The 14646-nt window shown below is 41.3% G+C and carries 8 protein-coding genes; 1 reads left to right on the top strand and 7 read right to left on the bottom strand.

Annotated features, from left to right (window positions below):
• Positions 1-142 precede the first annotated feature (142 nt).
• Complete coding sequence (locus tag I595_RS15170) at positions 143-1027, top strand: helix-turn-helix transcriptional regulator (protein WP_054560301.1); 885 nt, start codon at positions 143-145, stop codon at positions 1025-1027.
• A 63-nt stretch (positions 1028-1090) separates the two neighbouring features.
• Here I595_RS15170 and budA read toward each other — a convergent pair whose 3' ends face one another.
• The 7 genes from budA to I595_RS15135 form a co-directional block, all read right to left on the bottom strand.
• A complete protein-coding gene (gene budA / locus I595_RS15165; RefSeq protein ID WP_054560300.1) occupies positions 1091-1915 on the bottom strand; it encodes an acetolactate decarboxylase in 825 nt (274 codons plus the stop codon).
• A 13-nt stretch (positions 1916-1928) separates the two neighbouring features.
• Positions 1929-3488, bottom strand: a complete 1560-nt coding sequence (locus I595_RS15160) for a nucleoside hydrolase-like domain-containing protein (RefSeq protein WP_054560299.1) — start codon at positions 3486-3488, stop codon at positions 1929-1931.
• A 33-nt stretch (positions 3489-3521) separates the two neighbouring features.
• Positions 3522-5015 (bottom strand): nucleoside hydrolase-like domain-containing protein, encoded by a 1494-nt coding sequence (locus I595_RS15155; RefSeq protein ID WP_054560298.1) that lies wholly within the window; start codon positions 5013-5015, stop codon positions 3522-3524.
• Between the two features lies 1 nt (position 5016).
• Entirely contained in the window at positions 5017-7194 is a 2178-nt protein-coding gene (locus tag I595_RS15150) for a glycoside hydrolase family 20 zincin-like fold domain-containing protein (RefSeq protein WP_054560297.1), read from the bottom strand.
• Positions 7195-7484: 290 nt separating this feature from the next.
• Positions 7485-9626 carry a DUF1961 family protein gene (locus tag I595_RS17245; protein ID WP_083467634.1) on the bottom strand — a complete coding sequence of 714 codons (2142 nt, stop codon included), beginning with the start codon at positions 9624-9626 and terminating at the stop codon, positions 7485-7487.
• Positions 9627-13076 carry a glycosyl hydrolase gene (locus I595_RS15140; RefSeq protein WP_054560296.1) on the bottom strand — a complete coding sequence of 1150 codons (3450 nt, stop codon included), beginning with the start codon at positions 13074-13076 and terminating at the stop codon, positions 9627-9629.
• A 90-nt stretch (positions 13077-13166) separates the two neighbouring features.
• Entirely contained in the window at positions 13167-14642 is a 1476-nt protein-coding gene (locus I595_RS15135; protein ID WP_172675960.1) for a sulfatase family protein, read from the bottom strand.
• Between the last annotated feature and the right edge of the window lie 4 nt (positions 14643-14646).

The raw sequence follows: 14646 nt of genomic DNA, 5'->3' as shown, positions 1-14646 counted from the left end.
GATTGACAAAATAATCATTAAAATAGAGTTAATTTTAACTTTTGACAATAAATAAATCATTTACTTCCCTAATTCATACAATTTCAGGAATAATGGTACGGATACCAATTGACAATTTGATATTTTTATTGCATAAAATGATATGAAAAATAGCTATAGAAAATACTTGATGGTCTTTGATCGGGACAAGGCATGGGGGTTCTACATCAATAATTTGGGACGGACCAAAATCCCAATAAACTCCAATTACCCAAGTACAGACCACCCCGATTCTTATATGTTTTCTTGGGAAAACGGTCGGGTTTTGAATGAATTCCATCTGGTATTGATCACCCAGGGCGAGGGGGAGTTTGAAAGTAGTCCTACAGGAAAAATTAGACTTATGGATGGGGATGTGTTCTTGCTATTTCCTGGGGTTTGGCACCGGTATAGACCCAGAAAAAATAAGGGTTGGACCGAACGATGGATAGGTTTTTCCGGTACCTTGGCAACCCAGTTCATAGCCAATGGGTTTTTCAGCCCTGAGGACCCAATAATTTCCAACGCAGACCAAGCCCAAATTTTAACCCTTTTTGACCGGCTCTTTTTGTTGTTTGAAAGGGAGGACTTTGGTTTTCAACGAACAGCTTCTGCACTTTGTTTACAGCTCATGGCCGAACTGTATAATCTAAAGACCGGGGGGGCGAATGTGGCGGATAGGAACACCATGGTCAACAGAGCAAAGTCCATCATGTACCACCGTATCGATTCCTCCATTGAACTAAAAGAAATTGCCAAGCAGCTAGGGGTCAGTTATTCGAAGTTTAGACTGGATTTTAAAAAACAGACCGGCGTATCACCACTACAATATTTTTTAAGCTTAAAAATTGAAAAGGCAAAGGAACTCCTCTTGGCTACCAACAAAACCCAAAAGGAAATTGCCTTTGAACTTGGCTTTGAAAGTGATTTTTATTTTAATCGGTTGTTCAAACAAAAAATAGGTATGGCACCCGGAAAATTTAGGGATAAAGCCAAGTCCTTTTTTTAAAACTATCCCAGATACGCTCGGAAATTCTTTAGGTTTCCTGCGTCTTACCGGAAAATAGGTGACCTATTTTTTCTTATACTGAAATTCCTTGTCAAATCCTACATTTTCATAGCCCTTGGTTTCTGGAAGCACAAACTGGTATTGGTTTATTTTATCAAATTCGACAGTCAAGTTTTCTGCTTCAAATTCCATTACATGACCTGCAAAAGTTTCATCATCCGAAACAAAATGAAGGTGAAAACCTGCTACGTTTATGTTGCCAATAAACTCAGGGCAATAAAAACCGACCATGGTTCCTGAAAAATTTTCCCGTTCAAAAATTGGTCTGTTCGGTATCAAAACATCCAAGCCTTCTTCAAAAGGTGGGGTTTGCTTGTGTAGCCCCCCACATTTCATGTACTTAAAATTTCCCTTTATCTTAAAAGCATAAAAGAAGTTTTTTGAAGGCAATTGTTTGTTGATCGTATCCCTTAGCGTTTCGTAATTTTCTACCTTATAAATGTTGAAGCTTCCATCCTTGTCAAAAAAGGCCGCATTGGCGTAGACTACTTTTAGCGAATCGTTGGGTTCCAAAACCTCTCCATTCTCCTTGGCCTGGTATAATTTACCATCCAGCATTATTAACTCCCCGTCCAACAGATTATAGGAACCTAAAGCAATGTCGCCCTTTGTTTTTAGTTCCCCAGCAGTAATATCACCTTCAAAGACTTTGTTCACAAATGCCCACCAAATGGAATAATGATAAAAAACATCGGATTTTTTAGTGTTTTCAATGGTTGACACCGATTTAATTTTTTCATCGGTTTCAAGTTTTTCATTTTTGGCTTTTTCACCACAACTTAGAAAAAGCAAACAACCTAAACTTAAAAGTATACTACCATTTTTCATCTGATTTCGTTTTTCAATAATTAGTAACTATAATGACCATGCGCCTGTAACTGATCAAAGGTGCCATCTGGTTGTCATCACGCACTTCCAGAACCACATGTAATTCCCTGGTTGCTGCATCCAATGGGATTTTAAATGATGTCTTAACCTGTGTATCATTTTCATTATGAATAGGCTTGTTGTACGGTTTTTTTCCAGCTTCGGGATACACCCACCATTTGTAGCCCAAATTATCATCATCTGGATCGGTTGACCCCGTTGCATCTAAAACCACCTCTTCATTATAATTAAATTTTGCCTTTATGATTTGATGGGTACTATCGCCATTCAGTACCGCAACAGGGCGGTGATTCGCTTTGTTATAAGGTTGAATACACCAATCCATTCTAGCTTTTAAATCGTTCCAAATTGCCTTACGCCATCGCCATACGGGCGTATATTCATCGGCGTAAACTTTTCCGTTATCTGGGTTTGTCCACGTATCTACAATCGGGTCCCCATCAGTATAGGCCTTATAAGGTAAAAAGGGTTGTTCATCTGTTTCAACAATTGAAAATCCAGATGGTGGGTTGTCGTTTTTCTGTACGGAGTAGCGTCCGCCCCATCCTCCCCAAGAGGGTTCGGAAATATCGGATAATTCAGGATTAACAAGTACCAACCAAGGTATGGTCCCGCCACCCCCAATAAAATGAAAGGTATCATCTACTTTCCTATCCGGATATAAAGCACCCAATGTACCGTGATTGGTTTGCACATTTTCCCTAAACCATTGATGTTGCCCATTTGGGGTATATTCATAAGGTTGCCAAATATGGGGTCCTAGGTTAGCGTTGGAAGGCCCGCCAAAACTTTTATTTTGATGGGTGGCCCGAATGTAAAATAAATCTGGAAATTCATGACAAATCCAAGCGCCACTTTCATCTTGTCCCGAATTATCATAAACCCTTAATTTGGAAACGAGTGTTTTTAGTTTTTCTTTTGAATGGTTTGCCCTGAGGTGAAATAAAGCCTGGGCAAGCGTATTCATCCCACCATTGGACAAGACAAAAATGGGTCTGTCATCATCTTTTAAAACGGCCTCTACAAGTAACTTTGCCCCGTCACTTGTTTTGCCTGCACCTACATCCTTCATGCCATTTCCCGACTGCCCCGAAGCGACGATACTGTGAAGATACTTTGGTGTTTTCCATCCTTTTTCATGTAATTGAAGGTTTGGGTACACTTTTTCGTAACCGTCAATGTAATAATGAAACAACTCCGGCATCAAGACTTTTACGGTATCCTTGGGGTTGGGCCTAAAATAACGCCCTGTAACCGCAATTAACCCTTCCAAATCAAACTTGTTGGAGTACATTAACAAATGGACAAGTTGCTGTTCGTCGTCAGGGTCATGGCCAATATCAGACATTAAAATGAATCTGTTTCTTTTAAAATTTTGATGGCTTTGGGCAGCTAATTTGCCCTTTTCTGATGCTACGTTAACGTCTATGGGACGAACTTCTGATTTCTCATTATTATCCATACAAGAGAATAAAAAGGCAAGGGAAAAGACATAAAAAAATGATTTGTTCATAGTGTTTTTATCGCGTCCATAAATTAAATACCATTATTCAATGGTAAGAACGATGCGTCTATAATCGTGCAATGAAGCAATTTTATTATGGTCTTCAATTTCGAGAACAATATGAAGGGTTTTGCCTGTGGCATCCTCTGGAACTGCAATCTCCGTAATGGCCCGCAAAGGATACTTAATAATTTCACTGTTGCCTTTATAAGTTCCTGCCTCTTTGTAAATCCACCATTTAAAGGCTATATCATCACCATCAGGGTCAACCGAAGCGGAGGCATCCAATGATATCGTATCTCCCGAACTGACTTGTAAAAAATGAATTTTTTCCGTGTTATCCCCATTTATTGCGGCTACTGGATGATGATTGGCATTCTCAAAAGAAGCGATGCACCAATCCATTCTACATTGAAAATCGTTATAATAGGCCTGTCGCCACCTCCAAACTGGCGTGTAAATTGAAGTGTAGACCTCATTGGTTTCCGGGTCTGTCCAAACATCTGAAACTTCGGTAAATAAATAATAATCGCCATACGTTTCCTCATCGACATGTACACTTTTATGTCGGGAGGGCACATTCTTAATAGGTTTTTCTGAAAATCTCCCACTCCAACTGCCCCAACTGGGTTGGCTTATATCGGATAACCCTTGGTGCATAAGTCCTAACCAGGGAATGGTACCTCCGCCTTCAATAAAAGCCAATCTACCCGTTGGTGTTTCTCTCAAGGGAAATAATCCTCCTAATGCCCCATGGTTTTTGATATGCTCCAATGCCCATTGATGTTGCCCTGTGGCATTGTATGCGTAAGGTTTCCACGTGTGAGGCCCTTTTTTATCCGCGTCAGGGTCATTTCCCCAGGCCCAAGCAGGACCACCATAAGCATAGGTTTGATAGTTACTTCGCGTCCAATGAATGTTGGGATAATTGGCACAAATCCACGCTCCGGCGTTATCTTGTGCGCCGTTTTCAAAGACCCTGAGTTTTTTTAATACTTTTTTCAAAGTCTCCTCGGAATGACTCCCTTTAAAATCGTTTAATGCTTGCGCTAGTGTGTTGGAACCTGCATTCACCACAATGTAAATTAAACGAGGGTCCGCCTTTTTAAAAATTTCAATTAGTAACTCCGAACCCTTCGTACTTTTTCCTTCACCAACATCGGCCATGCCATATCCAGGTTGCCCTGACGCCACAATGGTACGTAAATAGGCTGGTTCTGGATAACCCTTTGCATGTATTTTCAGGTTTTCATAAACCTTTTCATAACCATCAATAAGGTTTTCAAACAAATCTGGATACAGCCTTTGCCTTTCAACCAATCTATGTTTGTTATGTAAATACTTTCCGCTTACGGCGATCAGCCCTTCAAGGTCAAATTCATTGGAGCACATGAGCATATGCGCCATTTGCTGTTCCTCATCGGGCTCGTTGCCCATATCGGCCAAAATCACCAACCGGTGCTTTGTAGATTGACTCAAAGCACATTGACCCCAACAAAGAATAAGGCCAAATACGATACATTCTAAAACCTTCATATTACCGCTCATTTTTTGCAATTTCAATATCCTGTTTTACCCATTCGGTAATTTGCTTCCAATCCACAATACCAACTCTGTTGGTCCACAAAGGGTTATGATTTTGTTGCTTGGCTTGGTGCACGTACCGTTTCCAAAAATCCAGAGCTTTTTCTAAAGCTTTAACTGCCAATTCTTGATACTCCTTTTTATTAGAATCTCTGAACAACGCTAAATAAGTGGCACCTTCAATTTTATGTGCATAATACTTCCCTAAAAATGAAACTGTTTTAATATCGTTCAAGGTAAACTGCAGTTCCTTATTAGTTGGTTCCTTAAATTTTTTCAAAACATCCAAAGCACTGCTGGAGACATTCATGAGTTCATCGGATACCTGCAGCGGTGTTCTTAGGGCAGTGGATTTTCCATCGGAAACCATTTTCACATAGTCTGGAATGGACTGATTTCCTGATTTAGGATGCACACCAAGCGAGATAAACCGGTTAACATCATGAAACCCAGTTTCATTCGCAGCCTGACTAGGGCGACTCTTACACCCTTCAATATACCATTGGAAGTCAAGACTTCCCCAATGAAAGCCAGTCGTTAGCGGATATACCATAGAGGCATTTTGCCATGCGGAAAACAAGGAATTGGCATCTACTTCTGGAAAGTGGCTTCCCAAGATGTCTCTAAATCGTTCATTTGATAGGGTTGGGTCGTAACTTAATCTGCCCCATAGCATCCATTGGTACCAATGCTTTTGCACTTCCAACTGATTGGGGGTTTCTGGGTTTTTGGTCAGAAAATCACGCCCCCATATCCATTGATCGGAACCAAAGTAAATACCTTTGGCCACATCGTTATGGGGTAGGTTATTTATAAATTCCCGGGTAAAATCCGGGGCGCCCCACCTAAAATAGAAGGTATCATCATTTCGGAGGCCCCATAAGGTCTTCATGCCCTCAATTTGCTGCAGGTAATTGGCGTGTTCATGATAGGGCTGCTGGGTTGCACTGTACACATGGGCTTTTGCATACTTAAAACAGAACATAAACTCCACATTTTCCGCCGCCACAACCGCCTTGAATTTTTCAGCAATTTCTTGGGCTCCGGACTGGTGTTGTCTATGAATAAATTTAAATTGTCTTTCGGGCATTTCCTTAGCTGCTTCCAAAATACCCAAGGCATAGGTATCGTAAGCCCAATTTTCTTTTTCTTCGGCATTTGCCCCATGCATATTTTCACCTGTGGCCAACCCTATGCCCGCCAAATCGGGATAGGTGACAAATAATTGCTTGATACTTTTTCTAAAATAATCTTTAGTTATTTCATTGTCAATCTCATCTGTAATTCCATATTTTCCCTGCGTGCCGTAGTCAAATATATTCCATGTGATAAAATGAAAATCCACATTTCTGCTTTTGCCATAGGCCATTACTTTTTTCCAAAACTCGATTTTTTCATCAATGGTAATACTTTTTAAGACTTCCACATTATCTAAAATTTCAGGGGCATCAAAACCTATTCCCAGAAGATTGTAATACTCCTGCCAATTTGTTGTAGACCGTTGTACGTCATCCAGGGCAATATCTTCATATCCTGGCACTTTCACTAGGGACGGAAACGGATGTAAGCTCCACAGTGAAATATAATTGTAACGGTAACGGGCCATAGTGTCGATATAGTCTTTCCAAAAGCTGAAATCCCACATGTGTGGCATATTGTACTGCGCCGCATCACAAACATCGCTATAACTTGGTGTACGCACATCCAATGGTATATTGAATTTAGGCCCCCGCATTTCTAGATACGGGTTACGAACCAAAGGTTTTACACCCTCAAGCCCGTATAGTTTTATCTGCTCCGCCAGTTCCAAAGTACCGTACATTAATCCAGCATTATCCGAAGCAGTGACCTTAATTTCAGTCTTGGTCTTTTCAATTTTAAAACCTTCGGGATTTAAAACATCCGTCTTTTGAACAGCGAGGACTATATCTGGTTTATCGGCCAAGTTTGGACCCGATAACTTATATTGAGCACCTAAAGCTGATTCTAAATCCTGTAAAGCAAATGAAACTTGAGGCGAATCGGACAAGGTTATAACATTAATAATGTCTTCTTTTTCCTTACATGAAAACAAAACAAGAAAGGACCACAAACAGAGAAGAGGAAAGGTGAAAAAGGTTATTTTTCTCATTGGATAGTTGTAATGCCATTAATTACAACAATTTACGGTATCAATAAAAGTTGTGTATCCTGCTCTATTCTGCTATTATCACTTTTTATAGATAGCGTTACTTGCTATAATACCTAGGTTTGAGAAAAAAATTTAAGACCTTCTCAATACCATAATTTCAAAGGAGCAAGTCTGAGGTGGAACAAAATATAGGGGGTTACCTCAGTGAATTTGAAGCGATAGTACTAAAATCTTGATTCTAGCATAATCCAGGTCTTTACCAAAATTTTTTGCCTAAATCTTTGCGGTAATTATTTCGTATAAATCTTAAAATTGCTGTAACGAGCAGAACGAGTATACATATGCCGTAGGCCAATCCTACCCTCCAGAATAGGGTCAATTTTTGAGAGGTCCCAAGTAAATAACTCACTACCCCCTTCACCGCTTACCTCAAAATAGAGATAGTCCCCCAATTTCATCGCAGTTATATGGTACTTCTTGCCCGTTTCAATAAAACCCTTATAATCATAAGAAGGTTCCACTTGGGTTATCTTAAAACTTTTAACTTCTGGCTTGGGATATCTTCGGGCACGCGTGTAAAACAGACCATCGCCTTTATTGCCAAAAGCAGCATAGCTAATGTGCAGGGCGTTCATATTTTCAAAGTATTTTCTCATAGCAGGAACCTTTCGTAAATGCTGCCATTGTGCAATATCGGTTGCATATTCGCCCTTAGCAGTACCTGAGGCCTGTATATAGAGAATGTTTACATATTTATTTTGTTCATCCGTCCGTACATAGTCGTATTCTATTCTTATATCGCCAGCAAAAGTGTCCTTCGTCCAAAGAACCGCGTGATGGGCATCATTATTGGCCTCAGGCCCGGCAGAAAAATTCATACCTGCTTCTGTGTTCTCGATTGTCGCCAATTCGCCATCCAGAGTCCAATTTTCTCTCCAATTCCGAGTACCGGTGTCACTAAGGACAAGGTTCCATTCCTTGGCATTTTTGAGGTGGTCAAAAGCCGATTTGGCGGCAAGGACCTTGGCCTCAGAAGTCTTTCTTTGGATAGGGCCATTATCCCCCAACAAATACATTCTTCTGTAGTCTGATTTTGGTGATATTTCGGCAACAATCAAAAGGGCGTCAGGATGGGCATTTTCAATACTTGCTGAAATGGCAAAACGAGCATTACTTTTTTTGATGAAGGTCTTTTCCTTTTTAAAAGTGGTTCCATTAACTCTGGAATCGTATCGGGCGATGGCTCCTTGGCCATTTTCATTAACTTCATCAATAAAAAATTGAACATCATCAGCTTCGGTCACCTTTATAAAACCATTGCCAGTAGGCATATTGGTATTCCTATTTTGTATCCATTGTATACCATCCCACCAGAAATAGTGCATTTTCTTGGGTGCGCTACGTCTAGAATTGGGTATCTCCTTACCTACCGTCATACCAATATGGGGCCAGCCCTTGGAGTCTAGGTCCAGTACTCCCTGAAAAGTCCAATTATCATCAGTTTCAGCTACCAAAGTTTTAGCTTCTGCAATCTCCCGCGTAACCGGTGTTTCAAGTATATCATTGTTGATATTGGTCCACTCCCCTGTTTGGGTATTGAACTTCATATAGTACACATTGTATCTCTTGGCTATGTGCCCAAGGCCAATGGTGCTTGGTTTGGTATCTAGACATAAATGATAGTCAAATACCACATGCAATTCGTTGCCGTCGCCTTTGGTTATCCAAGGATACCAAGAATCTACTGCCGCCATATCATTGCGCCTTTTATGCTTAAGAAATGAGATGGGTTCAGAAAAGCTACGGCCGTTATCTGTTGACAGTTGATAAACCCAATTGCTGCGATGGGCACCATGACGGTAAAACAGATAAATATCCCCATTGTCCATTTTTATCCATTGATTGTAAGTGCCAAAAGGAGAAATGGTATTGAGGGTCTCCCAGCTGGAAATGTCCAAAGGTCTTTTAGAGACTGCATGTAGATTTTTACCGTAGTGATGGTTTCCCAAAAGATTCTCTCCGTGTTTCCTCATTCCCCCATGACCTCCAAAGGCAATGTGAATATAGCCTTGGTCATCAATCAGTATGGAGGGTTTGCCATGATTGTCAATCTTTTTCTTACGGGTAGGGTCTTTTCCCATTTCACTAATACCTACTTTAAATGGGCCTTGCCACTCTTTGGTTTCGTGATTATAGGAAGCCACGTATGGGTCTTCTTGGGGGCCTTGATAACAAACGTAGGTGATGCCGTCATGGTAAATACCCGCCGGATGTTGCACCACGGCAACAGCGTTACCATAGCCATTATCGGCAAAAAAATCGACCTTTTCATTTTTCTCCAAAACCGCTCTAGCTTTGTTACCCTGACCTTTACAGGATATAACCATGGTTAATAAGGCAAAGGCTCCTAAAAGATATTTGGTCTTTATCATTTACAAACTCGTTTTTTGATACGTTCTAAGGACTATGGGACCCAATAGACCAGAAGGCAATAACGGACTATCTGCATCCCAATGCTTCCACGATGCAAAAGTTGTTCGTTCAGAGGCTCGCCGTGTGTTATTTCGTAACCAATTAGGCAACTGTTTCGGTCGTTTTCCTTTAAGTTCATAATCCAAATCATAGCGTTCGTCACCTATTAAACGGTTTGGCCAAAGGTTGGTCACTTTTATTTCAAGGGTATTCCAACCTAGTTTCAGGTAAGTGGTAATATCGGTTCTAAATGGAGCTTTCCATAGGGTTCTTACTGTTTTGCCATTTATCAAAACTTCGGCTATTACGGCCACACTTCCTAAATCCAGTTCTAACTGCTTGTCCTTCTTAAGCAAATCCTCAGTTAGTTCAAAGAATTTTTTATAGGTAGCTGTTCCCGAGAAATATTTTAGGTCTTTTTCGGTATGGCTAGACCAAGAGGTAAGCGAATCGAATTTTACGATTTTTGATGTTTCATTTTTAATGGGGAAGGTAACCTCCCAACCCCCTGATAAATCCATCGGTTTAGGTATTGAAATAAGCTGTTTACGTTGTATCGTTCCCGATGCGGTGGTGTATTCGATATTTCCTGGATAGGGTGTTACCCAATAAATGGAATCATTTGTATACACCAGTTTTGGCTTTGGAACATCTCTTGATAAATCTAAAACTTGCCCTTTTGGAATGGTCAAAGTACGTTCTTCACCCTCGGTGATGTAGCTTATTTTTAAAACCGTTTTTGGACTTTCAATATCCTTATCGTCGATTAATTTATCTGTTACCGGTATTTTATAATTTCCTTTCTCTATTTGACTTAGAATGTAGTTGGTCACATCTATGGTTTTATAGGCTTGGGGAACTCCTTTCGTTTCTGCCTTGAATTTACCAAACACGGCTTTTAACACCTTTAACTTTTTATCCCCAGCATCTATTTTTATATGCTCACGCTCTTCGGCATACAATTGCTTTTCCGTTGTTCCTATGGCATAGGCCATTCTAAACTCCTTCTTGTAGCCCATGGCAGGGTCGCAATCGCAAAACGCACGGGTCATTTTAAAATCGAGCACTCCGTCCTTAACGGCATCAGCTACTTTTTCTGTAATATCGACAAGGCCTTCTTGCAAAAATGTACCATATTCAGCCTTTACAATTTTTAAATCTGGAAGCGGTACTGCTACGGGTTGTTCAAGAGTTGTGGTAACCGCCAATAAATGTCTTGCGTTTAAAGGCTTTTTAAAAACAACAAATACTGATTCTTCCGCGTCTAAGTGAAACGATACGGTGGTTGTGCCGTCTTTATTATCCTTAAAAACCACAGCATCCTGGATTGTAGCCGTTTCGGCATTCCAGAATTCGGGCTGCTTTCCCGTTACTCGAAAACGTGCCGTTATTTCCCTGGCTTCTTTTCTAGCATTGGCTACAAAATAGATATCAGCCTCATCTGTTTTTCTATGGATAAAATTGATATCGGAAGAGTCAGCACTTTCCACCTCAAAGTCAGGCGTTTTTTTTCGCAATACACTTTCAATACGCACATCTTTTACTGACCCACTTCCCCATAAGGTATCAACATAGGTTTTAACCTCATCGTCGCAAGCAGGATAATTGGTTAAGCTGGGCGATTGTAGCGGCTTTCGACCGATTACTTTTGCACCACCATCTACCAACTCCTGTACTTTTACCAAGGTCTCTGGTTTTATAAAATCGGATTCTGGTAACACCAAAAGTTCATAAGCGTTTCCGACGGACGAATAGATGGTTCCGTTCTTTACGACCAAATCCTTTAATTTATTGGCACCAATTAAATCGTAATCAAAGCCCAACTCCCTAATTTCAGGTTTTATAAAGCCAGTGTTTGGAGATGATTCCCCAGTAAACACCAACACATCGGCTACATTTTTACCTTGTTGCAATAGGTGTTGCGAACGCGCTATGTAGTCCATATACGCCTTGCTTTGCGTCCACCAAGTATTTAGTCGGTTAAAATCGAAGCCGTGGTAACTAAGGGCCAAGCCTGGAGCAACATCCCAAGGCTGATGTACGTAGGTATGGAAAATGAATCGGGTGATGCCTTCTGTCCAGGCCCTATCCCCAATGGTTTTTAAATCTGCTGGGTGTTTGTCCCAACCGCCTATTCCAGTAAAGGACTCCGCTCCAACTATAGCACTACCGTTTAAATGGGCAATAGAGGATACAAATTTGGGCGAATCGAAAAACGGGTAGCCACCGCTCCAAAACTCGCACATGACAATATCTCCAGTGGCGCCTACCTGCATATTGTCAAATGGCCCCCAGTAGGGTTCAACAGAGAATTTCAATCCGTTTTCATGACATAATTTTGCAAAATGCGCGTAGTAGTTTTTGGCAATTAAATCGCCTATGGTCCTTCTGAAATCCCAAAGAAATCGTTCAGAAACTTCACCACTTTCTACGTAATAACCTGCTAATGTTGGCAAATACGGGGTTAAATCATATTCTCTTAAATCTTCAAATTGTGTATCGAATCCTGAAGTCCAATTGGTAGTTTCTACCTCGTAGCTATCAATTAGGCAGTTGTTTACGGTAGTACCTACCAAATCTCCTAATTTATCGAGTATGGGTTGCACCCCCGCTGCCCAATACGCATCAAGGGCTTTGGTACTCATCTTATCCACTTCCAAACCCTTGGCCTCAGGCGGCGCCGGGCGGTTGGTTGTACCCATAGGGGTGTGCCCTAATCGTAGAATAATCCATTCGCCCTCAGGAACGTTCCATTCCAAAATTCCGTCTTCGGACAATTTAGAAGTGATATCAATAATAGACTTTCTGGGAATTATGGCATCTTTAGGAATACTTTTAGTATCGGGCAATAAATGATTCCGGATGCGTTCCGAAAGGTTTTTATAATCCAAACCATCTATTTTTCGAACTTGCTTTGGTTTTGGAAAGGCTAAAACGGCTATGTCTTTATAGTAGTGGAATTTAGTTTCTGGTCGGGGTAATACTTGTGCTATTGTTTTTCCACCGGCAACCTCAAGTTCGCTAAAGACCACCGTTTGCATGGCATGCTCTTCTGTTACCCAAGGCCCTCCCGAAGACGACCAGCCCGGACCATTGTGAAAGGCCAATTCTAAGCCCAAACGCTTTGCTTCTTGTGCCGAAAAATGAAATAAGTCCAACCACTCTTCACTAAGATACTTCACAGGCCCTTGCGGAAAGCCCAGGTGTACATTGAATAATTGTGCTTCTTGAATACCCACTTTTTTCATAGCTTCCAAATCGGCCGTAATACCTTCTTTAGAAACATGGCCGCTAATCCAATGCCACCACGTACGGGCTTTGGCTTCATTGGGTGGGTTATGGAAACCTACTTCTAAATCCGCAGACACAGCCCTTTTCACCTCTTGACTCCACAAGATTGTGCTGCTCATCAAGAGTAGCATAAGAATACTTATAAAGGGTTTGTATGTGTTTTTAACTATTTTCATTAATTCTTCGTGCCTTAGGTTGGAGCTTAAAAACTATTGGCCAGGTTTAGGCGACTGTACCACACCCTTTCCCTCATCAAAACTCCACCAATCAATGGCTTTCCTTTTTTCATCAAAAATGTAATTCCATTTTTTAAGGTAGTAATCCCTATCGCCAAATTCGTCCCCTATTTCATTGAGTTGATTGACCAATTCATCATCCAACTTTTGCTGGACTTCAGCATACTCCTTTTTATGTACCAAATTTTGCATTTGAAACGGGTCATCCAGATTATCGAATAAATGACTGGCACCTTCTGGGGTTTTCACGTAGGTGTATTGCTTGGTTTTTATGGCCCTGTAGGCTGGGTCTTTTACATTGGCCCCAAAAGGAGCGACGCCCATCGCCAGTGCAGCTCTATCTACATCTGGATTGGGATTTTTAATGAGATTGGCCAAATTTTCACCTTCTACGTCTTTGGGAATCTGAATATCGGTCAAACCTAAGAGCGAGGGCAGGATATCGGGTGTGGTCAATGGGGCATTTACTACCGTTCCCGCGTTGGCATCAATTTGAGGATATCGAATTAAAAATGGTACCCGAAGCGCTTCATCCCATGCCAGCTGTTTTACAAAAGGTCTTACCCCGTGGGCTCCCATCATCTCCCCGTGGTCGGCAGAAAAGACCACGATGGTATTTTCTAGTAAATCCAACTCTTTCAGTTGATTGAGCATATCCCCAATAGCCTCATCGGTCGCGGTTGCATGAGCGTAATAGCCCTGTAGCTCTTTCCGAACCCTTGGCTCCAGTGACTTTGGAACGTTGGGAGGAAGCACCAAGCTATCCTGCGGATACATTTCCTTATATTTTTTGGGAGCACTGTTATGCGGGTAGTGCGGAGTAGCTATGGAAACCAGCATGAAAAAAGGCTGTTCGCTATTGGCGTTATCCGCCATATATTGGTTGGCATCCTTCGTGATGGCAAATGGCGAATATTCTGGCCAATACCTTAAAATGGTATCATTATTATCATAGTAAGGCATTTTATTATAGGCATGAGAACATTCCAAGCCCTTCCAATATTCAAAACCTTGTCTTCGTTCTCCCGGGATGTAGGTAGAACGGCCGTGACCATCTAAGTGCCATTTTCCCCAAAACCCTGTTTTGTAGCCTGCACCCTTAAAAATTTCGGCCATGGTCACTTCTTCTTTGGGTAGATAAAGGTCATTGACGAACATGCCCGTAGTAGTCGGGAATTTACCGGTCAACAATGCCGCTCTGTGCGGTGTACAGACGGGTGCTACGGATATGGCATTGGTAAAGTTGACGGACTCTTTGGCAAACTGGTCCAGATTTGGTGTTTTTACATTGGGATCGCCCGCGTAGCCCAAAGCATCACCGCGCCATTGGTCGGTCAATATGTAAACGATGTTCGGTTTTGTGTTCGCTTTTTTTGTTTCTTTCTTTTCATCTTGTTTGCAGCTAAAAAGGCTTATAAACAGGGTAGTCAATAAAAGTGTTCGCTTCATTATA

The organism is Croceitalea dokdonensis DOKDO 023 (assembly GCF_001306415.1).
In the GTDB taxonomy this organism is placed as follows: Bacteria; Bacteroidota; Bacteroidia; order Flavobacteriales; family Flavobacteriaceae; genus Croceitalea; species Croceitalea dokdonensis.
Note: the sequence above shows the minus strand (reverse complement) of the source record. Positions and strands in the feature narration are given on the sequence as shown.

Coding starts and splice junctions, on each gene's coding strand:
- I595_RS15140 (WP_054560296.1), bottom strand. CDS start 13,076: ATGAGCAGCACAATCTTGTGGAGTCAAGAGGTGAAAAGGGCTGTGTCT.
- budA (WP_054560300.1), bottom strand. CDS start 1,915: ATGAAAAATGGTAGTATACTTTTAAGTTTAGGTTGTTTGCTTTTTCTA.
- I595_RS17245 (WP_083467634.1), bottom strand. CDS start 9,626: ATGATAAAGACCAAATATCTTTTAGGAGCCTTTGCCTTATTAACCATG.
- I595_RS15135 (WP_172675960.1), bottom strand. CDS start 14,642: ATGAAGCGAACACTTTTATTGACTACCCTGTTTATAAGCCTTTTTAGC.
- I595_RS15170 (WP_054560301.1), top strand. CDS start 143: ATGAAAAATAGCTATAGAAAATACTTGATGGTCTTTGATCGGGACAAG.
- I595_RS15155 (WP_054560298.1), bottom strand. CDS start 5,015: ATGAAGGTTTTAGAATGTATCGTATTTGGCCTTATTCTTTGTTGGGGT.
- I595_RS15150 (WP_054560297.1), bottom strand. CDS start 7,194: ATGAGAAAAATAACCTTTTTCACCTTTCCTCTTCTCTGTTTGTGGTCC.
- I595_RS15160 (WP_054560299.1), bottom strand. CDS start 3,488: ATGAACAAATCATTTTTTTATGTCTTTTCCCTTGCCTTTTTATTCTCT.